A 24629-nucleotide genomic window follows, 5' to 3' on the forward strand; every position below is an offset into this window, starting at 1 on the left:
AGCGTAGATATCGCAGCTACACTCAAATAAAGAGTTCTTGGTAACAACCAAATGCCGTAAAAAATCATAAAACCTTTCCTCCTAATAACTGCCAGAAAAGAAGGGAGTAAGGGCATGAAAAATACAGTAATATATACTCCCTTATCGAGCATTTGGTTGCTATGCGGGTTGAAATATAGAAAAACAATTGAAAGGATTAAAATGCTTATAGCAACGACTAATCCTATATAAATACTTATATAATTTTCATAATTCCTCGCCTACCAATAGCAATATACTTAATACTTTCGATTGCTACTATTTATATTTTCCGCTCCATACAAAACTCTCTTTGGATTTATAACAATCATTACAACTGCTACCACTAAATAAAATATCGCGTTATACATGATTAGATTTATTAAATTTCCGTTTATAATACCAATAAAAAAATTAAAGAATTGATGGATAATGATTGGAATAATTAAATTCTGATTCAAGTTGTAAAATGCAGTCATGACGATTTTTATAGATATGATAGAGATCATAAAAAATAGAATATATTTAATTAGGTCCATGCCAACAAATCCTGTAGTAAACCAAATAGGTAGATGCCACATCCCCCACCAAAATCCAATGATTATTGAAGCTTTTAATGGTGAATACTTCTTTTGAAGCTCAATTTGTGCAAATCCTCTCCATCCTAGTTCTTCTCCCAATGGCCCCGCAAGAAAATTTTTAACAAAGAAATAGATTAGTATTCCCCATGAAGATACAGTAAAAATAGAGCCTACTTCACTATTTTTAGATATTAGAAACAAAATCAATAAAAATATAAAAGCCTGAATCATACTTGCAGTAAGAATCACAGATAATTTAAGTTTAGTCCTGAATTTATCTTTTACAAATTGTATAACGCTCTGTCCCGGATAAATTTTTTTAAATAGCATTACAAAAGCAAAAGTTGAAGACCAAGACGATATACAAAACATTACATCAAAAACCCATACAGGGAACCCCAACATACTTGTAGCTCCTACAAGTAAAAAAAGTGGTAGAAAAATAATATTAGTTAGTACAATAAAACTAGCTACTGGCTTTTTTAATTTCTTTTCCCTATTCATGCACAATCCCCATTTCAAACTATGTATTTCACAAATATAATAGTATTTATATTTACAGATACTTCTAGCTTAAACCTGGGGGTTACTCACAGGTCAATACATGTCTGCATTATTTTACAGGTGCATAAATTTCTAAAAATATACGCTCAAGTTCATCTTCATATGTGGTAAGTAATATATTTATATACACTAGCCCCAAAAGTTCATACCCTTGTTCTATTGCTGCTTTTCTTAAACTCGATTCCACGATATGATCAATACTCTTCCCACCAGTTGACCACCTTCCATCCTCAATAACTGTATACATACATTTTGGATGCGATAAAATTTCCCCTTCTAACTCTTTGTCAAATTCCTCTACTTTTCTTACAACTATAAATTTATCTTCTATAATACCTTCTTCATTAAAACTTATAACTCTTCGTAAAGATGTTAAAGTAACTGCTTTCTTTAAACGATCCGTATTCTTTTTCAAAGATTCATACTCATCATACGCAGTAAAATGCTCTATTTCTCCATTTACTTCTAAAGGTTTCATTTCTTTTACTACGTATTCCCCTAAGAATTGCTTTGTTTTTTTGCAATCTTCTTTTACAATTTGAAGCTTTTTTAAAAGAAGTTTTTTATACTCTATCTCCTCTAAAACTTCTTTTTCTTTCTCTTCCAACAATGCTTTTATTCCCTCTATACTCTTACTTTTTCTTAATTCCTGAATTTTTTTTATTTCGATATCTATTTCCCTATAGAAATTGACCGTTGTTATATCATATATATCAAAATGATTATATTTTCTGTACCCATTCTCAATATCTTGCTTCGGCTTGACCAAATTTTTTTCCTCATAAAACTTCAAAGTATCCCTAGATACACCTAAAAATTTAGCGACTTGTCCAATTGTGTACATTCTGTTCTCCTTTAGCATCACTACTTAATTTGTTACATTCATACTTCATATTCTTTAAATTATCGAATTTCCCTTCCTATTAATGTTTCCCACTTGTTCTCCCACAAAAAAGACACAGAGATTCCTCTCCATGCCTACTAATCCTCTACTTCTTCACCGCATGCACATAATGCACCGTCTCGAAAGCTTTTAAATAATCGTTTCGTCCTTCAAAATAGAATGTATTTATGTCTTTTGGCGATAAGTGCTCATAAATGAGTAAGCCCGCCTTCTCTAACAGTGCTTCCATTTCGGCGTAAGAAAAACATGATTTCATCGGTTCTCCGCCTACCGCAGCCATTTTTACCATATTTTCCACTCGATTGGATAGTCCCTTTTCTGCAAATAAGTTTTCATCTGGATAATCGAAAACGATAGAGCTCCCTTCTGGAACCATCGCAAATAGATATTCTATTAAACTGGAAAGTTCCTCTTTCGTTAAATAGTACGTTACGCCTAATAGACTAAAGAAAGTCTTTTTATTTTCAAATCCTTCATTCCTTAACTGTTCATAGGAAAATCCTTTCGTAAAATCCATTGAAACAAAATGAAGGTGATTTGGAACTTCAAGTTCCGCTTCTTTTATTCTTTCCTTCTTAAACCTTTGCGTAGAAGGATGATCCACTTCAAATACTTCTATTTTATTTTCTAATTCTCGGTGTCTAAAACTAAATGTATCTAATCCCGCACCGAGTATAACGTATTGTTTCGTTCCCAGCGTAATCTCGTGTAGTAATACTCTTTCACAATATGCCGCACGTGCTAAAGGTGTTGGTGATAATTGAACTTGTGTAATCCATTTTAATATTTCTTTCGGATTATCTTGAAACTGCTTTGCAATGTCTTTATTGAAAAAGTGAATCCCTTGAACCATGTTCGTTTCAATATTAATTCGTTCTTTTGGCGATATGAATTCTTTAGCGATGTAATCATCAAAGATTTTCGGATTATCAAATTCACTATGATATGCTCTTCCGAAAGCTGATACTAACGACGTTACACTTGCTTCACCTTTTTTCACGCACATACACTCTCCTTCATTTTCACAACAAAAATAGGGTTCCCCTGGCCAGGAGAACCCTATTATACACTTTATTTTTATATTGGTAAATTATAGCATAAATAAGTTTTTTTGTCAAGTTTTCAGCCTGCTAACACTCCGACACTTTATATATTCTCTGGCAGGAAAACTGTCGATTTACACCGAATATCCCAGATTATAAAAATACACATGGAGGCCAATATGAAACGATTCGTCATTATTACAGTAGGAAAAACTCACAGCGGAAAAACTACATTTGCAAGAGCGTTAGAAAAAGAATTACCCAACTCTTTCGTTATGGATCAAGATAACCAAGCTGAATTTATTAATGCGCATTATGAAAAGTTACAACCGGCTGAAGGCGCTAATACATTTAAGCATGGTCTTTCAAAATTCATTGTTGATTATGCGAAAGAACATACAAATTTACACCTTATTATTAGTAACTCCAATCGCAGTAAAAATGGAAGGTTATATTTACTAAACGAATTATTTCCACAAAATGAATATGTACGCATACTGGTTCATTTTGACATTCCAGATGAGGTACTTTATGAAAGAGTAGCCAGAAGCACGCGAAGTACCAATATTTTTAGAGGTGGTTATTCCAATTTCAAAGAAGTACTCGATCGACAACAAACTGAATCACTTCACGATGATGTGGTAGGTCCTATAGAAAACGAAGCTGATTATTTGTTTGTTATTCGCAATAGTAAAGATGTAAACTTTACTATAGAAGAAATTGTTCATCTAGCTAAAGATTTGTCCCCTACCCAAAAATAAGAGACTATAAGAATTACATAATGATAGATTATTATGCAAATCCTTCCTCTAAGCGCCTAACATGGTATATAATGATAAAATAATCTACTTCTATATGCTCATTTTTACACAAAACAGCTCATGCATATGAAAGAAAAGAGGTACAAAAATATGAAAACAAAACAAACAATTGCTGCGTCTACACTAGCTTTAGCAATGATTGCTGGCGCAAACTCTACTCATGCAGAAGTAACTGAAGCTACTCCTCAGCAAAGTACGGGAGATCGATTAGCTGAAATTAAGCAACATAAACAAGAGTTAGATGCGAAATTGCAGCAACACAAAGAAAACGTGGATCAAACATTGAATGAACTTAACAAGGTTAAGGAAAATGTTGATACAAAGGTGAATGAACTACATGAACGTAAACAAGTTGCCGATGAAAAAATCAACGAAATGAAACAACATAAACAAGAGCTAGATGCAAAACTTCAGCAAGACAAACAAATCGCCGAAGATAAAATCGCGGAAATAAAAGAGCATAAAAAACAAGTAGAAGATAAAGTTGCTGAAGTTAAAGAACATAAACAAAATATCGATAATAAAGTTAATGAGATTAAAGAACATAAACAAACTGTCGATGAAAAAGTGAATGAAATGAAACAACATAAAGAGAACATCGATCAGAAGGTTAATGAACTTAAGGAAGTAAAAAAACAAGTAGATGAAAAATTAGCTGAGTTAAAGAAAGCGAAACAAACTGCTGAGGACAAACTTGCTGAGCTAAAAGAAAACAAGCCGAATACTGGGAACACGTTAGAGGAGCTTAAGAAAATTAAAGGAAATTTAGATAGCCTTTCCGCTAACTTAGAACTAGCTAAGCAAGATGTAAAAAACAAACTTGCTGAATTACAAAAAGCTAGAGAAGATTTACTAAATAAAATTAACGAAATGAAACAATCAAAACAAACTGTTTCAGACGATTTATCAAAGAAAAAACAAGACTTAGATATTAAAATCAACGACTTTAAACACACTGAGAAAAAAATTGATGACAAATTAGCTGAGATACATACAACGAAGCAAAATGTAGCTAACAAGATCAATGAAGTATCTCAATCGAAACAAACAGAAACAAAGACTGGTACTACAAATGCAAATAATAATGCTAGAGAACTTCCTAACGCTGGTAGTGAGCAATCAAATAATATGGCTTTAGGTATGTTATCTGTATTAGGCGGGATTTTATTAGTAACACGAAATAAAATTAAAACGTTATTCTCAAAATAAAGCCATTATACTTATTAAAAACAATTATACAAAGGCCAACCGCATGTACGGTTGGCCTTTTTCTTTATATTAACTGTCCATCTCTCAGCGTCAATATACGATCACATACATCAAGCATTCTTTCATCATGTGTAATCATAATTGCTGCTTTTTGGCTCTCTTTCACTTCACGTTTCATCATTTCTACAACTTCACGTGCGCGTTTTGAGTCTAAGCTTGCCGTTGGCTCATCTGCTAATATTAAATCTGGGTTGTTCATGAACGCACGAGCAATTGCTACCCTTTGTTTTTCCCCACCAGATAGTTGATTTGGATAATGATTTTTTCTTTCTCCTAATCCAAATGCCGCTAATAAATGATCTGCACGCTTTTCTGATTCTTGTTTACTTTCTTTTTTCAGCTTAGCAATGTAAAGTAACTGTTCCTTCACATTTAAATATGGAACAAGGTTTGCAAACTGGAAGATGAAACCGATTTTTTTCAAGCGAATATCTGTCATTTCCTTTTCTGATAACTGTGTAATATTTTGCTCACGAATGTAAATATCCCCTTTTGACGGTGATAGTAAAGCACCCGCGATTGATAATAATGTACTTTTCCCTGATCCAGAAGGACCGACAATTCCGATAAACTCTCCAGCTTTCACATCAAGTGATATCGGATGAAGGGCTGTTACTTCCGTATTCCCTTCTCCGTACACTTTACTTACTTTGTCTAATTTTAATAATGAAGTCATTACATCCCGCCTCCAATTGCCTCTAGCGCATCAACTTTTAATACTTGGTATAACGAAATAAGTGTTCCTAAAATACTAATTACGATAAAGATTGCTGCATATTGTGCAATCATCGGTGTTGTTAATAAGAACGGCATACCTGCTGGTAAAATTTGTTCTAATCCTTGTACAAGAACGATACTGATTACCATCGCAACGACTGATAAGAATAACGCCTGCACGACTAAACTATTTGCTAAATAAGAGTTCTTTGTACCGATTGCTTTTAATACGCCTAATTGCTGTGTTTTTTGCAATGTAATTACGTAGAAGAATACACCGATTAATAGCGCAGCGATAACAAGTAAGAACGCAATGATCATTGTTAATGTTCCTTGTTCTTCTTTAAATCCTGGAATACTTTGCAGCACTTCTTTTTTGTCGATAACATGTGCATTTTTAATTTCTTTATCTGTATTCAGTGCAATTGCACTATAATCTTTTTGGTTTGGTTGTGAAATAGACCCCCATACGTCTTCATTTACATAAACGACTGGTGTATGGCTAAACATTTGATCTTTCGTAAATCCGACGATTTTAAATTCTTTCTTTGAAACAGGATCGATAATTGTATCCCCAATATCGATTCCTTTTTCTGTAATTGATTCATCAGCAACCATTTCGTTGTTTGCTATACCTAACTTCTCACCTTTTACAATATTCGGTTCTAAAAATGAATCACGTTCACTAGCGAAAATAGCGATATCAACCTTTTTCGAACTATCTTTCTTTTCATATGTTGAAACTTTCACACGAAACGGAACGGCCTCTTTCTCGCCTACTTGATTTACTACGTTATCTACATCGTCTTTCTTAATTTGTGAACGTAGTAATTTATTTTCCGCATCATCTGCTAAAACGAACTTGTTTGCCTCCATATTTTGAATCGATGAAGCATTATCATATGATAATCCATTTGCTAATCCTGAAATAACAAGAACTAAAAATGATAATAACACCATAATCAGTCCAATTAATCCGTATCTTAATTTTGATTGTTTTAATTCACGCAGAGCTAAAAACATTTCGCTCGCTCCTTCCTCTTTCTTTCTATGCACTTATCATAAAAAAGAAATATGAACGGAATATGAACAGAAGATTACAGAGATTAAGATTAAATTTTCAGAAAGTATTGAAAACAATTAAAATCCTTGATACAATTCAGTCAAATAATCTTGACCGAGTAATTTCATTTAAGGAGTTGATCATTTTGAAGCCCATGTTAACACTCACTACTTATAGCCAACTAAAAGCAATAAGCGATCCACTACGTGTCGAAATGATGATGCGACTATGCGAACGTCCTTATACAGGGCAACTACTATCTGAGAAATTCGGCATTGCAAGGGCGAAAATTCATTATCATTTAAAAGAATTAGAAAAGAATGGTTTTATAGAAATTGTTTATACAGAAGAAAAGAATGGCATCATTCAAAAGTTTTATCAATCTGTCGCTAGAGGCTTCACCCCTGCCGCAGACCTATTACCTCATTTAGAAATGTTGAGTGAATCAGGTCGCCAAATCTTTTTACAAATGACAGAAAGAACGAAAAACCACATTCTCGCTGCACCAGAAGAAGCTTTTACATTACGAAAAGTAAGCGAAGACCCTGCTGAGTGGAATTACGTTTCATCTTGCTGGGAGTTTGATGCCACGCCAGAACAATTTCAAGTGTGGGTGAAAAAGTTTCATGAATTAATGGCTGAATTAAATGATATCGCAAAAGATGCGGATAAAGATCCAAATAGTAAGTCTTATTACATTTCTACTACTGCACTACAAATCGACGAACGAGCAATGCAGCGCTTTGTGAAAAAAGAAGAAAAATCGTAATACGATTTTTTTTACATAAACGGTCAAATTTATTTTACCGAATAAATTTATCCGACATTAACGGGCAGTAAAACTCCAACCTCAAAATTCAACTAAAAAAAGAAGTTAAGTGGGAGATTAAATGCCCGTAAACGTCCGGTTGGTGGGGGCTAATAATCAGTGTGGATGAACCTCCCACTGATTAAAGTTTCACTTTATTATAAAGGAGTAGATTAAATGGACATATTGAAAAACCGGAATTTCCTCTTATTGTTTTTAGGGAGAATTTTTACAAACATAGGAGATAGCTTGTACTATGTAGCCGCGATGTGGCTCGTATATAAGCTAAGTGGTAATCCTTTTTATTCTGGATTGGCTGGTTTCCTTACGTTACTACCTTCTGCATTACAATTTCTTACCGGTCCATTCGTTGATAGATGGTCCATTAAAAGCACCCTCGTCATCACACAAGTTTTGCAATGCATTCTTATTTTAATTATTCCTATTACACACTACTTCGATCTATTAACAGTTCAACTACTACTCATCATTATGCCCATCGTAGCTTTTATCGAACAATTCGCCTATCCCGCACAATCGAAAGCTTTACCACTTCTACTGCATAAAACACAATTATTAAAAGGGAACTCTCTCTTTTCATTTGCGTATCAAGGTATTGATTTAATTTGTACGACTCTTTCTGGCATATTAGTAGCACTACTTGGTGCCATTACTTTATATGTAATCGACTCTTTCACATTCGCGATTACTGCCCTTTTGTTCTTTTCATTAAAAATACCGAAACAAACGGAAGCAGGCACAACACTTTCAACCAAGCAATATTTCTCTGATTTAAAAGAAGGTTTTTCGATCGTCTTTCGTTCATTAATGGGCGTATTCTTAATCGGTTCAGTTGTCGCTAATTTTTCAATCGGTATGACGATGGCCATACTCCCTTCTTTCGCTGATTCTTTAGGTGGGGTGAAATTATATGGTTTCTATTTAGCCGCTATATCAGCCGGCAGTTTAATTGGAGCACTATTCAGTTCATGGGTTGGCAAACGTAATGTTGGCCGCACTTCTATTATTAGCTTTACGACTGGCGCTATCTTTTGGTTTCTCTCTACGATCGTACCGTTTCAATCGCTATCTATTCTCTTATTCGGCCTAGCTTGGATTCCGATTGGTGCGACCAACATATTATTTGCGACAATTAGTCAAATTGTAATTCCAAATCAATATATTGGACGGATCAATTCAGTCATGCGAAGTATGGGCACAATTGCTATGCCGTTCGGTTCTTTAATTGGCGGATATACGGCAAATGTATTTAGTAGCCAACTCATTTTCGCGCTCGCTAGCATCGGGATTTTATTCATTTCTCTCGTATGGCTACTTCATCCGAAATTACGTTCATTGCCGAAAGCTGATGAGATTACAGCGGATACTTTTGGCGTTCGGTTTAAGGAGGAGCGCGGGAAAGGTGCTGCTTTATAGCAAACTAAACATAACCCCGTTCTGAATTTGGGACGGGGTTAACAATATAGTTATTTCATTTTGGATGTAAAATACTTCAATAAAAATATAACAATAAAGTCGTTTGAATATCTAAAATTTATTCAACAATAGCACCAACTAAAACGTTCCGTTAACGCTTTGATGGCCAAGCTCCCTGCATTTTCCTTAATTGAATAATTTGTCCTGTATGATAAGCATCATGAAGCATGATGTCCAATAATTTCCCCTCTAGTGAATTTTGCTCAAGCTCTCTTTCAGAAATTGCACTTAATACCTGTCTTAAATTACGTTGAGCATCTTCAGAACGTTCAACGACTTTCTTCCATTCCATATCATCATTAGATTGCTTAGTAAGATAAAAGGTGTCATTACCGTCAAGATTATGTGTCCATTCACGGCCTTCCAAGTTTGCAGCAAGCCTTTCTTTGTAATAAATGAGATGATTAACATTCTCCCAAATGGTATTCGTTTCCTCACCAGATGGTTTCCACATAGCTTGTTCGGCTGTAAGTCCTTCTATAGCATGTTTAAACGGTGCATACCAACTCTCTTTATCGAATGTTGAATCTAGTACGTTTAATAACACGTCAATTCGTTTCAAAATAATTTCCTCCCTAAATAGCTAAAGTTTCAATAAAATCCTTATAACTCTGTAGAGATTCTACATTTTCAAATAAACTTCCTCCTAATCTTATTCTACAAACAAGTCCAATTATGGAATAGGATTACTCACATCTTTAAAACAACTCTTTTCACTTTACACATAGACTAACGAACAAAAAAGAGGCCGTTCCGAAACAGCCTCTTTCATCTATTTAGGAAGTTCAACCCGAACGGTCGTCCCTTCCCCTTTCGTACTATACACTGAAACGTTTCCTTTATGCAGTTCAACAATCTTCTGCACAATCGACAATCCTAAACCGCTACCTTCTACATTTCTTGCCCTTGCTGTATCCACCTTATAAAAACGATCAAAAATACGATCCATTTCTTCTTTTTCCATTCCGATTCCGTTATCAGATATAGAGATAATGACACTAGACTCTAACTCTTCGACGAAAAACTCAATCGTCCCAGCGTCGTTTGAAAACTTAATACTATTCGTAAAAATATTACTCCATACTTGATGAAGCAAGTTCTCATCACCTTGAATTGTTATGTCCGGTACATCAAATTCAACAGCGATATCTTTCTCACGCCATTTCCATTCGAGCATAAAAATGACGTCTTTAATTTGCTTCTGCAAATTGAATTCTTTTATTTGCAACACTTTCTCTTCTTTATCTAATGAAGCGAGCGTAAGTAACTGTTTACATAAACTAGACATTCGCTTACTTTCGCCTTCAATAATTTGTAAGTAATGATTTCTTTCTTCCATGCTCATATTTTCTGTTTGCAATGTCTTCGAAAAACCTTGTATGGAAGAAAGCGGTGACTGGAATTCATGTGAAACGTTCGAAACGAACTCTTGTCTCATTTCATCTAGTTCTTTAATACTTTTCGTCATCTTTTGGAAGCTTGTAGATAACGTTCCTATTTCATCTTTTCGTTTTACGTCTAATTCAATTTCATATTCACCACTCGCAATTTTTTGCGTAGCATTCGTAAATTTACGAATGGGACGAACGATGTAACCTGCTGCAATCGCTATAAAGATAATGCTTAATAGTACGATAAAACCAAGTAATACCGCTAAGAAAATTCGCATCTCGCCAAATTGGTTCTGAATATCGGGACGAATAAATAAAGCGTATTGTTTATCACCGTGCTTTACTGGTACACCGACACTATTTATTAATTCATTATCGAAAAAACCGGTAATAAATAGGCGAGTCGGATATGTGGAAACACCATTAAACGTTTCGCCATTCAATACTTTACGGACGGTATCATCACTTATCGTCGTCTTACGAAACGCATTACCGATACGCTTTCCATTCTTTTGATCATCGACAATATAAATTTCATACCCTAATTTTGCAATAGAATGTAAATATGCCTCTTGATTTCCTTCACTTTGCTTTTCATATAATGACTTAACTTCTTCCGCATACGTTAAAATCTTCGCACTGTTATACGGTTTTAACTTCACTTGATAATATACGTTCGTTAATAAAAAGCCGATAATACTACTGAGTAGCATAATACCGACTGTCATAAAAACAAATCTAGAATATAGTGATTTCATCTTATTTCAGCTCCAACTTATAACCGAGTCCACGCACCGTTGTAATTTGAAAATCATCCGTTCGTTTTGAGAAACGATCTCTTAGTCGCTTCACATGAACATCAACTGTTCGTTCATCCCCTTCAAAATCCATTCCCCATACTAACTCAATTAACTCTTCTCTTGAAAATGTTCTCCCAGGATAACTAGCTAGTTGTGATAATAATTCAAATTCCTTTAACGGAAGTAAAATCGTCTGGCCGTTACACTTCACTTCAATACCTTTACGATCAATTGTCGTTCCATGGAGTGTAATTATGTCAGCACTCAGCATTTGATAACGGCGTAATAAAGCTTTCATACGGAAAATGACTTCAGCTGGTTCAAATGGTTTTACGATATAATCGTCCGTACCAGAAATGAATCCTTTCTCTTTATCGACTAACTGATCCTTTGCTGTTAATAAAATAACAGGTATATCATGATACTTCCGTATTTCTTCACATAACGTATAACCATCAACGAAAGGCATCATAATGTCTACGATCGCAAGATGAATATTTTCCTTCTCTAATACTTCTTGCGCTACCTTTCCATCTTCCGCCTCAAAAACTTTAAAACCCTCTTTTTGTAAATGATAATGCAATAACTCTCTAATATGCTTATCATCATCAGCTAATAAAATATGTATCATCTTCATTAAACCCTCTCTTGTTCATCCTTCTACATCACTACATTAAGAAACAATTGGATTTTTTGCAAGAAAAAGAAAAAGAATCTATTTTGAAAAAAGATGATTCAAAATAGATTCTCACGTTTTAGTATTAAGATTATTTTAATCAAAAATAATTTCTAAGCCTTAGAAATATCAACGAATCCTTCTCCAAATACGTCACGAACATCGTGTATAGCAATGAACGCAGCTGGATCCGTAGTTTGAACAATCCTCTTTAGCTTCACTACTTCTTGCTTATTAATAACAACATAAAGAATGTCCTTCGGCGTTTTCGTGTAATAGCCATGACCTGAATACACGGTAACCCCTCTGCCCATTAAGGTTGTCACCTTCCCGGCAATTTCATCCGGATTATCAGAAATAATTGTAATGGCCTTTTTCGGATTTAAACCTTCAATTACAAATTCCATTACTTTCGTTCCTACATATAGCATAATAATTGTCAGCATCAGTTTTTCTGCACCAATGATGAAATAAGATGAAAACGCAACAATTAAATCGAAGAACAGTAAACCATAGCTAATGCTCCACCCTAAGTACTTATGTGTCATCCTTGCTAAGATGGTAGTACCTGCTGTCGTTCCACCAACGCGGATGATAAGACCAATCCCGCACCCGATAAATATTCCACCGAAAATGGCATTTACGAGCATTTCATCAGAAGCAATCGTCCACCCTTCTGTTAAATGAAGAAATAGCGAATTGGTCACTACAGCGATAATCGTATAAATCGTTGTGATCTTATTTAAAAATTTATAACCGACTATTAACAAAATCGCATTTAAAATTAAGTTAACTAAACCTGGTGACCACTCAAATAAGTAGTACGTAATAATCGTGATACCTGTTACCCCGCCCTCACCAAATTCGTTCGGAATAACAAATAAATTGACACCTAACGCAAAAAGAAATGCACCAATAATAATAAAAATAATGTCTGTCGTTCTTTTTTTCATACAGTACCTCACTTCTTATGTAAATATTTATTCTGTCATAAACTCTCACCATTATATCGTGGAATATTCAAATCGAACAGTGGTTTATTTTTATTTTAATATAGGTTGATAAATCAACTTTTTCCTATATCCACATGTCATTAAAAAAGTAAAACAACTGTATTTATTATGTACGACAAATAAAGTTTTGATTTCACAAGTAATTCACGCTAAAAAAAGAGTATGAACACTCACTCGCACAAACTTCGAATACAAAACAAATAGGCGAAGCTATAGAATAGACTTCGCCTCCAGCGTGTGATCATAGAGATTTATATGTCATTTTATCCCCGCTTATACCTCAGTATTGATTACTATCACTGAACTCCTCTTAATTGAATTCTACATTTTGTCTTCCCGCACTTTTGCATGTAGATTCGAAAAAAAGATTCATTCAAATACTCTCTTTTTGTTTCATTGACCATTTCACTTTCTACTTTTTCTTCAAACAAAAAACTCCATTGAATTTGCATACTTAGTATGCAAATTCAGGAGTTTTTCATATACCACTATTCGAGTTCACTTCATTACTCATTCAAAATTAGCACGAGGTTCCTCTAATCCCTTCTTATTACTCCAGTTAAATAAGCTTTCATTCTTCGTTTGCTGCCCTGGTTTTACAAATAACATTGCCCCCATTGCAATAGCGGCCAAAATGGCTGCTACGATAAACATAGAAGGATAACCATAACTTACAACTAAATATCCAGTTAAAGTCGGGGCTAAGATTGTCGCGATATTAGCGATGAAATGCATAATTCCACTATATGTTCCTGAGTAAGCAGGAGCCGTATCGACAATAATTGCCCAAAATAATGAACTCGGTAAAAAAGCAAATGCATTTCCAAGCGACATAAGCGCTAATACAGCTACATAATTGTCCATCGCGGGAATGAAGCTAAAACAAATCGCTGTAAGTAATAAAGCGATAATTGGTAACCCTGTTCGAGCTAAACGAAGATTCCCTGTTTTACGTAAAATACGATCAGATAGCTTCGCCCCTAGTGGTAATGTGATACAAGCGCCAAGCCACGGAATCATCCCAAGATACCAAAGGGAAGATAATTGAAAATGGAATACATCTTGCAAATATTTCGGTGTCCAAGTTAATATTAAAAAATTGATATATTGGAAGCAAAAATATGCTATCGTAACCATAACGAATGTCGGAACTTTAAAAAAGGAGTACCATGGCTCTTTTTGAATTTCTTTCTCTGCCTTTATGGATTGAAGTACACCTTCTGTACTTCGTATTTCAGCTAGTTCTTCTTTTGTCACTCGTGGATGATCCTCGGGCATATTCGTAAATGTAAAATACCAAATAATCGCCCATACGATCCCAATTGTACCGAGGATGAAAAACATTACTTTCCAGCTAGTGAAAGAGAGCAACAGAACCGCTACAGGCGCCGTTAATACTGCACCTAACGGAACACCAACAAAACCAAGGGATGTTAGAAAAGCTCTTTCTTTTGGAGCTGCCCAGTTTGCTGCTGTCTTATTCGAAACCGCGAAAGATGGCCCTTCTGTTAAGCCAAATAAAACGCGGAAGATAGCAAATCCTATTAAAGCAGACCCTCCAAAAATAGCAATCCCTATTTCTCCAGCAAAAGCGGTCGCAATTTCAAAAATAGACCAAGCGGTTGCTGCTACGATCCATACAAATTTCGGTCCTTTTTTATCTGAAAAAATACCTCCTAATAAAGAACCGATCATGTAACCATAACCAAAATACCCTAATATAGCGCCCCATTCCTTGGGGTCAAAGCCATATTCTTTTATAATGAAAGACTGCGCATAAGCGATAGCCCCTCGATCAATATAATTTACCATCGTAATAAACGTGAGCATTGTAAAGACATAATAACGAAATTTATTCTTCATCAAAATCCCCACTCCCCCTCGTATTCTTTTGTTTTTCTCTCTAATCCTTTAATAAAATGACATGAACCTTTCCGGGGCCGTGAACTCCAAAAGCTAATTCCATCTCAATATCACCTGTCCGGCTCGGTCCAGTGATAAAATTAATACAGGCAGGTAATCCATTCGAAACTTGTTCGTGAATGCTAGTTACTCCTTCAGTTAAACGTCTATAAATGGTATGTTCTGAGAGAATCGCTACATAAACTGCTGGCAAAACACTAACTAAACGTCCGCGTCCACCACCGTTCCATAAAACAACGGTTCCGGTCTCAGCGAGTCCCATTTCGGCATATGTAATGCCCATATCCACTTGAGCTGCATAATCCCGTAGTTCTCTTTCACATTCTTTACTTTGCCAAATTCGATGAGAAACGAAATTTCCTGTTAAATACTTTCCTATTTCAAGCTGATGTAATCTATCATCATCCCAATACACCGCAGATTGAACATTAAATTTATGTACAACATATTGAAGTGCACTCTCTATTTCTGAACGGTATATATGACTTACTTCTGTATGTAAAATATTCAGGTTTGCAATAAACTGCTCTACTAAACTTTCGTGATCTATCTCTTTAGGAAAGTGTCTGAGTGGATTGTTTTTCCACTTAGGAGGAGTGACCCCCGAGCGACGTTCTCGGTTTAGTTTACGTGCGATATTGTTTAAAAAAGATTGTTGTACATCCGTATTCATATTATGAATCCCTCATTTCTTTTTTCCACCAATCACGGAATGATTGTTTCGCAGGTTTTGGAAAATCTCTACTTTCTGTCCACCCTTTTAATGGGCCGGGACCATTCGCAATATATCCATCTTTCGCAAATATCGATAAACCTGTGTGTGCCATTTTAATAGTTTTCTCATAAACGAACGGATGGCTCGCCATAAACGTGAAACCTTTAAAGGCCAGCTGCTCAAATTTCGTTATAAACCCTTGTTCCACCACATCTTTACGATGTTCAATGAGAAGGTCATGTAATGGAATTTTTACGGGGCAAACATCTGTACACGCTCCGCACAAACTTGATGCAAAAGGTAATTCTTTTAATTCCTCATATCCTTCTAATAAAGGTGCTAGTACCGCCCCAATTGGTCCGCTATACACACTTCCATAAGCATGGCCCCCAATATTTCGATACACAGGACAAACATTTACACAAGCTCCACACCTTATACACTTTAATACTTCTTCATAAGCAGTTCCTAAAATATCAGAACGACCATTATCTAGAATAATTAAATGAAATTCTTCAGGTCCATCCATATCTTCAGATAAACGTGCGCCATTAATTCCAGTTACATAAGATGTAATCTTTTGGCCTGTCGCACTTCTTGTTAACATCGAAACGACTACATCAAGATCTTTCCATGTCGGAACGAGGCGTTCCATCCCCATAATAGCAATATGAACTTTTGGCAATGTCGTAGTAAGACGAGCATTCCCCTCATTACTTACAAGAACAATTGATCCAGATTCCGCTACCGCAAAGTTACAACCGGAAATACCAATATCAGCTTCTAAAAACTCTTTACGCAATTGCTCCCTAGCAAATTGTAGTAGTTGATTTGTATCAACCGGTATCTTTCTTCCAGCTTCCTTAGAAAAAAGCTCTGCTACTTGTTCCTTTGTCTTATGAATGGCTGGGGCAATTAAATGGGATGGAGCTTCTCCAGCTAATTGAATAATGTACTCTCCAAGATCAGACTCTACTACTTTCACCCCTATCTTTTCTAATTTTTTATTAAGGTGTATTTCTTCTGAGACCATGGACTTTGACTTAATTACTGATTTCGCTTCTTTTTTTCTTGCGATTTCAGAAACATACGATACGGCATCTTCTGCTTTGAAAGCAAAATGAACATGCCCCCCATTTTTTCGAACATTAGTAGCTAATTGTTCCAAATAACTATCTAAATTTTCAATTGTATGCATCCGAATTTCAGATGCTGCCTCACGCCATTCTTCCATATTCCCTAATTCATGTGTAGCTTGTTCCCGTCCCATCCGAAGCCTATCTTGTGTAAACGGAACCGCACTTCTCATCTGCGGATCGTGCAACGCTTTATCTACTCTTTTCAAAAAAACTTGTTCCCCCGCCTCACTCATTTATTCAGCCCCTTCGCCAGTACTTCTGCTACATGTAACACTTGAATATTTTTATTTTTTCTGCGCAATCTTCCTCCAATATTCATAAGACATCCCATATCTGCTCCAATTAAAAGGTTTGCATCTGCCGCCTCAATATGTTTTATTTTTTCATCAACCATCGTTTTAGAAATCGAGCTCATTTTCACTGCAAAGGTGCCACCAAACCCGCAGCAATCTTGGCAATATGGTAATTCTTTTACGTCTAGACCTTCTACTTGCGATAATAACTGAAGTGGTTCCTCTTTTATCCCAAGTGCACGGCTCATATGACAAGATTGGTGAAAAACAGCTTTCTCAACCAACTTAGATTTCAAATCACTTTTTCCAAGTACATTTATTAAAAAATCCGTCAACTCATACGTTCTATCCGCTAAATGAACTGCTTTTTCATACCATTCACTATCTTCTTTAAACATTTCTTTATAATAATGATGAACCATGCTGGCACAAGAACCTGAAGGCGTCACAATATATTCACTATGCTCAAATGCTTTTATCATTTGCTTTGCTGCTAGTTTTGCTTCTTCCTGATATCCGCTACTGTAAGCTGGTTGTCCGCAACAAGTCTGTCCTTCTGGGAAATCTAGTTCCACTCCACATTGCTTCATAATTTCTACGACACTTTTACCTACTTCAGGAAAAAACATATCTGATAAACAAGTAATAAACAACGAAACTTTCATAAAAATCCCCCCTTAAAACGGTACGATCTATTTTCAAGTTATGATTCTACCGAATTAAATTTTAAATTTTTAGAATTTTCTATTTTTAAAACTTTTTGTTTATGATATCATGTGGGGTATTATATGAAAACTATCTATAAGGTTGTTTTTGTATACAAAAAAGGTATAGAAGGGACTTTGAAATGGATATAAGAAAACTTCGTTACTTTACTGTAATCGCTGAAGAAAAACAGCTTACGCGTGCTGCCCAGCGGCTTCATATGGCACAGCCACCTCTAAGTAGACAGCTATCGCTACTAGAACAAGAATTATCAGTAAACTTATTTGAAAGAAACGGTCGAAATATGCATTTAACTGAAGAAGGAAAAATTTTATATACGAAAGCAAAAAACATTATTCAGCAATTAGAAGAAACCATTACGGAAATTAAAGATACCGGTGAAGGGCTAAGGGGGAATCTATCTATTGGAGCATTTCATTCTTGCATTCCTTTTCTCTCTGAAAAAATCCGCTATTTTCAAGAAAACTATCCAAATGTGAACTTAAAAATATGGGAAGGTGGCCCTTTTTACTTAATAGAGCAATTAGAAAATCGATATATCGAACTTGCTATTTTACGCTCCCCCTTTAATAAAGATGTTTTTTCTAGCATTTGTTTATCAAAAGAACCATACGTAATAGTCATGCCTGCTAAATGGGAACTATATCACTCACAGCTTCCAATTCCTCTAACCGAATTAAGTCATATTCCCCTTTTACTTTTACATAAAGATAAAGAAAACAGCTATCATCAGCTCGTCATTGATGAATGCAGGCACCGAGGTATTCAATTAAACATAGCATGTGAATGTCCAGACTCGGCATTTATTCTTATGCTTATCATGACTGGAGTCGGCGCGTCTATCCTGCCTAAAAGTGCTGTATCTCATATCTCGCAAGAATTTATAAAAATAGTAGACGTAATGGATTTCCCTTATCAGTCCGAATCATCGATTATATGGCTGAAAGATCGGAAACTTTCTAAACGATCCCAACGATTTATAGAATGTACATGAATTCATCTTGAAGGTGTAGCGAAGGATTTCTTCGCTTATGTGCATACGAGAATGGTGTATTAATCCTTCTAAACAAAAAACAAAGATGCGAAGTCATAGAAGAGACTTCGCATCTTTGTTTTTAAGAGATTTATATGAATGGAAATCCTCCGTAAGGTCTTTACCACAGTGTCACACCTTACTGCCTTTTATCCCATTTTTCTATACTGAAGCAAAACGATAACATATGCTCATCATTATTCTGAAAATAGAATAATCAAATTACATTCCAGTAATAAATTTACTTATCTTTCTCCATATATTCTTTAATCTTTCGTTCTTCCCACTCTTTTCCGAATATCCCCACTGGAAAAGTTGTCAAACCGTGTATAACGATACCGATTCCCCAACCTGCAAGTGGATATAAAAACCATAATTTACTTGAATCAGAGATTATATTTATAATAAAAAGCATTAAGTTCACTAATATATAAACCGTTAAATGAATGTAAAAAGCTTTTAAATTCTCCACCCTTTTTTTGGCTCGTAAATAAACCTCATCTCGCTCCATCCTTAAACACCTCTTTCCATATTGGATTTTTCAAACTTGCTCCGATTTAAACATCATATTCTAATCGAAAATCCCTTATTCTCAAAAATTCACAAAATAAAAAAGATCGTCTTCATTACAGAAAAATTGCAGGCACTAGTAGACACCCTCCTTTTTGTTTGTAGTACGATATTTTACGAAAAGAATGAAAAATCAAATTTTACAATAGAATTAAAATCTTTAAATCTGTATAATAAAATAGAAAGTGACATTTTAATACAGAAAGGTTTTGATAACATGCTAGGTATCGATGTCAAAAAAACAGATGAAGAATTAATTATTTCATGGCAACTAGCTAAGGTTCAAATTCCATTAAGTGAAATTATTGAAGTTACAGAAGATGAAACCTATGCTGGTGTAGAAGAAGAAAACGTGATCCGAATTGGAACAGCATACGCTACAACAGATCGAATTTTAATCAAAACAGTAAAACTAAATTATTTATTATTTACGACGAATAGAGTCGCAGTTTTGAATAAAATCAATGCATAAGCAGTACGTTAAAACACTTGTCTGAATAGTTTTATCCAATTCAACTGTATACCCGCTTTAAAATTATTATAGATCCAATGATATACCTTAATCCCGAATATAAAATAAACAAAAAGTACCCATCGAATTGTCATACATATGATCATTCGATGGGTACTGCATGATACATTTTTACAAGAGTCTAATTAAGACCAAATCCAAACATCATCATTATTTTCAGCGTTTCTCTTTACTTCATACACTTTTTCGATATGATCCGTTGTGTTCCAGTTAATAGAACTTCCGCCCCAGCCCACATACTTCATATCAATTTTTACTGTCTCACCCGTATGAAATACTTGTCCCTTCGTTAAGAAAACATCAATAATAACTTTCTTCCCGTTTAGTGATGGATACTCAACTACGACATATTTAGTAGAACCGTTTCCCTCCTCTACCATCGTTCCTACTTTTGATACTTCCCCAATCACATAATCAGGAGAGCCGTCTTCTTTCATATGCATACCTAATTTATTTGAAGTATTTTCAACTGTATTTGCAACCATATATTCTGTAAAATTACGCATCATAGATCCAGTAGCTTTTACTTCATCTCCTACTTTCACATTTGAAAATGAATCCATATATACACTAACAGGTTCTTCGTATTGCTTAGATTTTACGACAATTACACCGTTATCTACTTCTACTACTCGTCCTCCTAACGTTGAAAAATTCGATTCAATAGAAGCAGCACTCGCTTTTGTTACTTCTAACCCTGGTAAATTCGTTCCTGATAATGCTGCGATTCCTAAAGCACCTGCTAAAATTAATTTTTTCATACCCATTATGAAACATCTCCATTCATGATGATTTTATTTTTGATTGGATACGACCAACCTGTAACTATTATAGTTACAGGTTATAAAAAATAGCAACCCTCTTTCTTATGCAATGTTGCATAATGTGATTTTTACATATAAATCGATTATTTCTATATTCAACAATACTGCCAAATTCTTGCATAACAGCAGGGAAACGAATTGATGATGAAGAAACTAATGTCATGCATCATATTTTTTCAATGCTACGGTTTGTATAATCGTAGTTCATTACATTATGTAGGGGCGGAATTCATATGTTAATAAAACCAAAGAGATTACAGCCAGGTGATATCGTGGCAACAGTAAGTCCTTCATGGGGAGGCGCAGGTGATTCTGAAATAAGATGGCGTTATGAACAAGGAGTAAAAAGATTAGAGGAAGTTTTTGGTCTTACGGTTATTCCAATGCCCAATAGTTTAAAAGGTAGCGAATACCTTTATAACAACCCACAGGCCCGTGCGGAAGATTTAATGACAGCATTTAAAGATACGCGCGTGAAAGCAATTATTGCAAATATTGGCGGTGAAGATAGCATTCGCTTACTTCCCTATATAAATTTTAATGTGATACGTGAAAACCCGAAAATTTTTATGGGATACTCTGACGTTACTATTTCACATTTATTTTGCCATAAAGCAGGGCTTTCCTCTTTATACGGTCCAGCCATTTTAACTGATTTTGCTGAAAATGTAGAGATGGATCCATATACAATTGAAATGGTAAATCGAACTCTCTTTTCAAATGAGACAATCGACGAGATTCAACCAGCTCCTAAATGGACAAGTGAGCGTTTAGAATGGATAGAGGTAAATAAAGATACAAGGCGTACGATGCAACAAAACAATGGATATGAACTACTTCAGGGCTCTACTACCGTACAAGGGCGTTTAATTGGTGGTTGTATAGAAGTACTTGAATTTGCAAAAGGAACGGAGCTTTGGCCTGCGAAAAAACATTGGGAGGATAGTATTCTCTTCTTTGAAACTTCTGAAGATCATCCAGAACCAAGTTATATAAAGTATTGGTTACGAAATTATGCAGCGCAAGGCATTCTGCAAAAAGCAAAAGGAATTATTTTTGGTAAGCCAAAAGACGAAATGTATTATGAAGAATATAAACATGAAATACTGCAGGTTATGAAGGAACATCATCTAGAAGATTTGCCGATTCTTTATAATTTAAATTTTGGCCATACTGAACCGAAGTTTATTTTACCTTACGGCGCAATGGCAGAAATTGATTGTGAAAATAGATCTTTCTCTATTTTGGAAAGTGGCGTGAAACTTTAAATAAGTAGAAGCATAAGTTTAATAATTATGTTTTCCTGATCCTATTTTTCATTTTAGGGAGTATTTTATTTTGTTAGTTTGATAGCGATATGGAAATTATTTATCTAATGATAAAGGGGGATTTACGTGTATGGAAGTAACATTTACAGTTAGTAAATGGGATGAAAAACTAGTTGATGATACTAGAAAAGATTTCCCTATTAATATTGCTCATGTTGAATATGATATTGATGGTGAATTAAAAGGAAAAGCTTTTGTTGAATACTTATTATATTATTTAGACTCAAATATAAATGATGGTCACTTGGCTACTGCTAAAATTTCTGGATTTTTACACTTTGAAGGAATTTATAAAGGACAACAAGGGACATTTACAGCTATAGAGCAAGGAATATTTGATAAAGGAAATTTAGATTCCCCAGGAACAATTATTAAAGCTACCGGTAACTTAGAAAGTCTGAGAGGTTCCTATAATTATCAGTTTACAGGTCAAACTAGTAAACTAATTTTAGAGTTTGAATTTTAGCAAAATATGCTATGATTTCGTGGAAAGGACATTTCTTGTAATACTAGGAATGTCCTTTTTATTGACGAGCTATTCAATTATTTTCTAATAGTTAAGAAAAGAACAGAGTATAATACATAAAATTTTCGTTATGGGGGGAATTAAAACTCTAAGCCTGATAGGCACGGCCCCCACTTATTCATTACTTTTCCTATCAATTAAAGAATAATCCCAGAAAAACTCCCCTTCATAACTTCTTTTTCAATTTGATTCACACATATAAACATCGCAATTATTTTTGTACGATTTTTTTCATCGGGTTCAAATTGTTCAATGGTTACGTCACAACGAATTGTATCACCGCTAAAAACAGGACGTAAAAATTCAAAATCCATCTTGCGAGCTAGTACGTTATAATCACCGCCAATTTTTGTAGGCAATGTTGATGTTAACAGTCCTTGTACAACAAATCTCCCCTGCTCATCTGATGTAACATGATGAACACCTTCATCTTTGGATACTTCCGTGAATAAAACAACATCTTCTTTTGTAAACGTTCGTTCAAAGGTGATTTTTTCTCCTACTTGTAATTTCATCCATACCCCTCCTCAAAAGCTCTTTTAAAATAAGAAAAACCGAAACTAAAATCATTTCGGTTTTTCAAACTAATGAAGTCTATATTTATTTTAAAGAATGTACAAACAACCCACTGCGAAGTTTCGGTTCAAACCACGTTGATTTTGGCGGCATAACTTCCCCGGCATCCGCGATTGCTAATAAAGCTTCCATTGATGTCGGATATAACGAGAATGCCGCTTTATATTCACCGCTATTTACAAGGCGTTCTAGTTCTTCTAATCCGCGGATTCCTCCGACAAAATCGATACGTGAATCAGATCGCGGATCATGTATTTCAAGTACTTGGCTTAATAAATGGTCTTGCAAGATAGATACATCTAAACCTTTTACAAGGTCGTTCGCATCAAACGTTTCCTCTTTCACTATGAGCTTATACCATTTCTCGTTTACATACATGCCAAATGTTTTTGGCTCATTTGGTTTATACGGAGAAACAGATGCTTCTTCTACATAAAAGTATTGCGTGATTTGTTTTAAAAACTGTTCTTCTGATAAGCCGTTTAAGTCTTTCACAACTCGGTTATAATCCCAAATGGATAATTCATCGTGAGGGAATAACACTGATAAGAAGAAATTAAACTCTTCTTCTCCTGTGTAATTCGGATATTGTTCTCTTCGCATAAGCCCTACTTTAGCAGCTGATGCGGAGCGGTGATGTCCATCTGCAATATAAAGATTAGGAATATCTTCAAATAAGTTTACTAAACTTGCAATTACTTCTTCATCAGCTATTTTCCACGCAACATGCTCTACGCCGTCTTCTGCTGTAAATGTATAGATTGGCGCATGTTCTTCTTTCCAGCTTGCGACGAAACGTTTCACTTCTTCTTTTGTACGATACGTTAAAAAGATAGGACCTGTATTTGCGTCACACACATCTACGTGGCGAATACGATCTAGTTCTTTTTCATGACGCGTTCTTTCATGTTTTTTAATTGTATCATCTTCATACTCATCAATAGATGTAGAAACGACCAGACCTGACTGCGTTCTTCCTTGCATCGTCAGTTCATAAATGTATAGTGCTGGCTCTTCGTCTTGAATGAACACTTCTTCTCGTATTAATTGATTTAAATTTTCACCCGCTTTTTCATATACGCGATCATCGTACGGTGAAAGTGCCGGGTCTAAATCAATTTCTGCTTTATCAACGTGTAAGAAAGAAAATGGATTCCCTTTTACAACCTCTCTTGCCTCTTCACTATTTAAAACGTCATACGGTAAAGCTGCAACTTGTGCTGCTTTTTCTTCTACTGGGCGAATGGCCCGAAACGGTCGGATTTTTGCCAATTCCCTC

The 24629-nt window shown here is 35.1% G+C and carries 25 protein-coding genes; 8 read left to right on the forward strand and 17 right to left on the reverse strand.

The annotated features are described in order from the left end of the window. Positions 1-278: 278 nt before the first annotated feature. From ATN06_RS16260 to ATN06_RS16270, 3 genes are all read right to left on the reverse strand, one after another. Positions 279-1103: a CPBP family intramembrane glutamic endopeptidase gene (locus ATN06_RS16260; protein ID WP_060631508.1), complete on the reverse strand. Its 825-nt coding sequence runs from the start codon at positions 1101-1103 to the stop codon at positions 279-281. A gap of 109 nt (positions 1104-1212) precedes the next feature. Beyond that, positions 1213-2007, reverse strand: a complete 795-nt coding sequence (locus ATN06_RS16265) for a MerR family transcriptional regulator (RefSeq protein ID WP_060631509.1) — start codon at positions 2005-2007, stop codon at positions 1213-1215. 145 nt (positions 2008-2152) lie between these two features. Further along, the gene (locus ATN06_RS16270) at positions 2153-3067 is read right to left on the reverse strand and encodes a class I SAM-dependent methyltransferase (protein ID WP_140350447.1); all 915 of its coding nucleotides are present in this window, start codon (positions 3065-3067) and stop codon (positions 2153-2155) included. Between the two features lie 210 nt (positions 3068-3277). Here ATN06_RS16270 and ATN06_RS16275 point away from each other — a divergent pair, with 210 nt between their 5' ends. Next, positions 3278-3871, forward strand: coding sequence for an ATP-binding protein (locus ATN06_RS16275; protein WP_140350444.1), 594 nt, complete (start codon positions 3278-3280; stop codon positions 3869-3871). Positions 3872-4021: 150 nt separating this feature from the next. Next, positions 4022-5140, forward strand: a complete 1119-nt coding sequence (locus ATN06_RS16280) for an LPXTG cell wall anchor domain-containing protein (protein ID WP_060631512.1) — start codon at positions 4022-4024, stop codon at positions 5138-5140. A gap of 64 nt (positions 5141-5204) precedes the next feature. On the opposite strand, the gene ATN06_RS16285 is transcribed toward ATN06_RS16280, so the two are convergent. Both ATN06_RS16285 and ATN06_RS16290 read right to left on the reverse strand, forming a co-directional pair. After that, the gene (locus ATN06_RS16285; protein WP_000202597.1) at positions 5205-5876 is read right to left on the reverse strand and encodes an ABC transporter ATP-binding protein; all 672 of its coding nucleotides are present in this window, start codon (positions 5874-5876) and stop codon (positions 5205-5207) included. Continuing rightward, positions 5876-6940, reverse strand: coding sequence for an ABC transporter permease (locus tag ATN06_RS16290; RefSeq protein ID WP_060631513.1), 1065 nt, complete (start codon positions 6938-6940; stop codon positions 5876-5878). Before ATN06_RS16290 ends, ATN06_RS16285 begins: the two co-directional genes overlap by 1 nt. Positions 6941-7125: 185 nt before the next feature. On the opposite strand from ATN06_RS16290, the gene ATN06_RS16295 reads away from it, so the two are divergent. Together ATN06_RS16295 and ATN06_RS16300 are read left to right on the forward strand one after the other, a co-directional pair. Further along, the gene (locus tag ATN06_RS16295) at positions 7126-7749 is read left to right on the forward strand and encodes an ArsR/SmtB family transcription factor (protein ID WP_060631514.1); all 624 of its coding nucleotides are present in this window, start codon (positions 7126-7128) and stop codon (positions 7747-7749) included. A gap of 216 nt (positions 7750-7965) precedes the next feature. Continuing rightward, a complete protein-coding gene (locus ATN06_RS16300) occupies positions 7966-9225 on the forward strand; it encodes an MFS transporter (protein ID WP_060631515.1) in 1260 nt (419 codons plus the stop codon). A gap of 151 nt (positions 9226-9376) precedes the next feature. On the opposite strand, the gene ATN06_RS16305 is transcribed toward ATN06_RS16300, so the two are convergent. From ATN06_RS16305 to ATN06_RS16340, 8 genes are all read right to left on the reverse strand, one after another. After that, a complete protein-coding gene (locus ATN06_RS16305) occupies positions 9377-9847 on the reverse strand; it encodes a DinB family protein (RefSeq protein ID WP_060631516.1) in 471 nt (156 codons plus the stop codon). Positions 9848-10057: 210 nt separating this feature from the next. Then, on the reverse strand, positions 10058-11434 hold the full coding sequence (locus ATN06_RS16310) for a sensor histidine kinase (RefSeq protein ID WP_060631517.1): 1377 nt from the start codon (positions 11432-11434) through the stop codon (positions 10058-10060). Between the two features lies 1 nt (position 11435). Continuing rightward, positions 11436-12113 (reverse strand): response regulator transcription factor, encoded by a 678-nt coding sequence (locus tag ATN06_RS16315; RefSeq protein ID WP_088116007.1) that lies wholly within the window; start codon positions 12111-12113, stop codon positions 11436-11438. 152 nt (positions 12114-12265) lie between these two features. Beyond that, entirely contained in the window at positions 12266-13105 is an 840-nt protein-coding gene (locus tag ATN06_RS16320; protein WP_000747499.1) for a YitT family protein, read from the reverse strand. A 570-nt stretch (positions 13106-13675) separates the two neighbouring features. Further along, positions 13676-15028: an MFS transporter gene (locus tag ATN06_RS16325; protein ID WP_060633154.1), complete on the reverse strand. Its 1353-nt coding sequence runs from the start codon at positions 15026-15028 to the stop codon at positions 13676-13678. Positions 15029-15068: 40 nt separating this feature from the next. Next, positions 15069-15761 carry a LutC/YkgG family protein gene (locus ATN06_RS16330; RefSeq protein WP_060631518.1) on the reverse strand — a complete coding sequence of 231 codons (693 nt, stop codon included), beginning with the start codon at positions 15759-15761 and terminating at the stop codon, positions 15069-15071. A gap of 1 nt (position 15762) precedes the next feature. Further along, positions 15763-17175, reverse strand: coding sequence for a LutB/LldF family L-lactate oxidation iron-sulfur protein (locus ATN06_RS16335; RefSeq protein WP_060631519.1), 1413 nt, complete (start codon positions 17173-17175; stop codon positions 15763-15765). Further along, on the reverse strand, positions 17172-17900 hold the full coding sequence (locus tag ATN06_RS16340) for a (Fe-S)-binding protein (RefSeq protein WP_060631520.1): 729 nt from the start codon (positions 17898-17900) through the stop codon (positions 17172-17174). The genes ATN06_RS16335 and ATN06_RS16340 overlap by 4 nt, the downstream gene beginning before the upstream one ends. A 182-nt stretch (positions 17901-18082) precedes the next feature. On the opposite strand from ATN06_RS16340, the gene ATN06_RS16345 reads away from it, so the two are divergent. Then, a complete protein-coding gene (locus ATN06_RS16345) occupies positions 18083-18955 on the forward strand; it encodes a LysR family transcriptional regulator (protein WP_060631521.1) in 873 nt (290 codons plus the stop codon). Positions 18956-19235: 280 nt separating this feature from the next. Here ATN06_RS16345 and ATN06_RS16350 read toward each other — a convergent pair whose 3' ends face one another. Beyond that, on the reverse strand, positions 19236-19505 hold the full coding sequence (locus ATN06_RS16350) for a 2TM domain-containing protein (RefSeq protein ID WP_000438997.1): 270 nt from the start codon (positions 19503-19505) through the stop codon (positions 19236-19238). A gap of 276 nt (positions 19506-19781) precedes the next feature. Here ATN06_RS16350 and ATN06_RS16355 point away from each other — a divergent pair, with 276 nt between their 5' ends. Further along, positions 19782-20036, forward strand: coding sequence for a SunI/YnzG family protein (locus ATN06_RS16355; RefSeq protein ID WP_060631522.1), 255 nt, complete (start codon positions 19782-19784; stop codon positions 20034-20036). A 185-nt stretch (positions 20037-20221) separates the two neighbouring features. Here the strand turns inward: ATN06_RS16355 and ATN06_RS16360 are convergent, their stop codons facing one another. Then, positions 20222-20863, reverse strand: a complete 642-nt coding sequence (locus ATN06_RS16360; RefSeq protein ID WP_060631523.1) for an ATP F0F1 synthase subunit alpha — start codon at positions 20861-20863, stop codon at positions 20222-20224. A 290-nt stretch (positions 20864-21153) separates the two neighbouring features. Here ATN06_RS16360 and ATN06_RS16365 point away from each other — a divergent pair, with 290 nt between their 5' ends. Together ATN06_RS16365 and ATN06_RS16370 are read left to right on the forward strand one after the other, a co-directional pair. After that, positions 21154-22188 (forward strand): S66 family peptidase, encoded by a 1035-nt coding sequence (locus ATN06_RS16365; RefSeq protein WP_060631524.1) that lies wholly within the window; start codon positions 21154-21156, stop codon positions 22186-22188. Positions 22189-22318: 130 nt separating this feature from the next. Next, positions 22319-22714 (forward strand): DUF3224 domain-containing protein, encoded by a 396-nt coding sequence (locus ATN06_RS16370; protein ID WP_060631525.1) that lies wholly within the window; start codon positions 22319-22321, stop codon positions 22712-22714. Between the two features lie 197 nt (positions 22715-22911). Here the strand turns inward: ATN06_RS16370 and ATN06_RS16375 are convergent, their stop codons facing one another. Both ATN06_RS16375 and ATN06_RS16380 read right to left on the reverse strand, forming a co-directional pair. After that, complete coding sequence (locus ATN06_RS16375) at positions 22912-23289, reverse strand: hotdog family protein (RefSeq protein WP_060631526.1); 378 nt, start codon at positions 23287-23289, stop codon at positions 22912-22914. 85 nt (positions 23290-23374) lie between these two features. Then, the gene (locus ATN06_RS16380) at positions 23375-24622 is read right to left on the reverse strand and encodes a DUF1015 domain-containing protein (protein WP_060631527.1); all 1248 of its coding nucleotides are present in this window, start codon (positions 24620-24622) and stop codon (positions 23375-23377) included. Positions 24623-24629 lie beyond the last annotated feature (7 nt).

The organism is Bacillus thuringiensis, from assembly GCF_001455345.1.
Classification (GTDB): Bacteria; Bacillota; Bacilli; order Bacillales; family Bacillaceae_G; genus Bacillus_A; species Bacillus_A thuringiensis_N.

Bases quoted from the DNA above. Each gene is read 5' to 3' on its own strand.
- ATN06_RS16265 (WP_060631509.1), bottom strand. From the start codon at position 2,007: ATGTACACAATTGGACAAGTCGCTAAATTTTTAGGTGTATCTAGGGAT.
- ATN06_RS16315 (WP_088116007.1), bottom strand. From the start codon at position 12,113: ATGAAGATGATACATATTTTATTAGCTGATGATGATAAGCATATTAGA.
- ATN06_RS16310 (WP_060631517.1), bottom strand. From the start codon at position 11,434: ATGAAATCACTATATTCTAGATTTGTTTTTATGACAGTCGGTATTATG.
- ATN06_RS16360 (WP_060631523.1), bottom strand. From the start codon at position 20,863: ATGGGTATGAAAAAATTAATTTTAGCAGGTGCTTTAGGAATCGCAGCA.
- ATN06_RS16320 (WP_000747499.1), bottom strand. From the start codon at position 13,105: ATGAAAAAAAGAACGACAGACATTATTTTTATTATTATTGGTGCATTT.
- ATN06_RS16290 (WP_060631513.1), bottom strand. From the start codon at position 6,940: ATGTTTTTAGCTCTGCGTGAATTAAAACAATCAAAATTAAGATACGGA.
- ATN06_RS16330 (WP_060631518.1), bottom strand. From the start codon at position 15,761: ATGAATACGGATGTACAACAATCTTTTTTAAACAATATCGCACGTAAA.
- ATN06_RS16340 (WP_060631520.1), bottom strand. From the start codon at position 17,900: ATGAAAGTTTCGTTGTTTATTACTTGTTTATCAGATATGTTTTTTCCT.
- ATN06_RS16285 (WP_000202597.1), bottom strand. From the start codon at position 5,876: ATGACTTCATTATTAAAATTAGACAAAGTAAGTAAAGTGTACGGAGAA.
- ATN06_RS16335 (WP_060631519.1), bottom strand. From the start codon at position 17,175: ATGAGTGAGGCGGGGGAACAAGTTTTTTTGAAAAGAGTAGATAAAGCG.
- ATN06_RS16325 (WP_060633154.1), bottom strand. From the start codon at position 15,028: ATGAAGAATAAATTTCGTTATTATGTCTTTACAATGCTCACGTTTATT.
- ATN06_RS16300 (WP_060631515.1), top strand. From the start codon at position 7,966: ATGGACATATTGAAAAACCGGAATTTCCTCTTATTGTTTTTAGGGAGA.
- ATN06_RS16260 (WP_060631508.1), bottom strand. From the start codon at position 1,103: ATGAATAGGGAAAAGAAATTAAAAAAGCCAGTAGCTAGTTTTATTGTA.
- ATN06_RS16275 (WP_140350444.1), top strand. From the start codon at position 3,278: ATGGAGGCCAATATGAAACGATTCGTCATTATTACAGTAGGAAAAACT.
- ATN06_RS16375 (WP_060631526.1), bottom strand. From the start codon at position 23,289: ATGAAATTACAAGTAGGAGAAAAAATCACCTTTGAACGAACGTTTACA.
- ATN06_RS16365 (WP_060631524.1), top strand. From the start codon at position 21,154: ATGTTAATAAAACCAAAGAGATTACAGCCAGGTGATATCGTGGCAACA.
- ATN06_RS16355 (WP_060631522.1), top strand. From the start codon at position 19,782: ATGCTAGGTATCGATGTCAAAAAAACAGATGAAGAATTAATTATTTCA.
- ATN06_RS16370 (WP_060631525.1), top strand. From the start codon at position 22,319: ATGGAAGTAACATTTACAGTTAGTAAATGGGATGAAAAACTAGTTGAT.
- ATN06_RS16280 (WP_060631512.1), top strand. From the start codon at position 4,022: ATGAAAACAAAACAAACAATTGCTGCGTCTACACTAGCTTTAGCAATG.
- ATN06_RS16350 (WP_000438997.1), bottom strand. From the start codon at position 19,505: ATGGAGCGAGATGAGGTTTATTTACGAGCCAAAAAAAGGGTGGAGAAT.
- ATN06_RS16345 (WP_060631521.1), top strand. From the start codon at position 18,083: ATGGATATAAGAAAACTTCGTTACTTTACTGTAATCGCTGAAGAAAAA.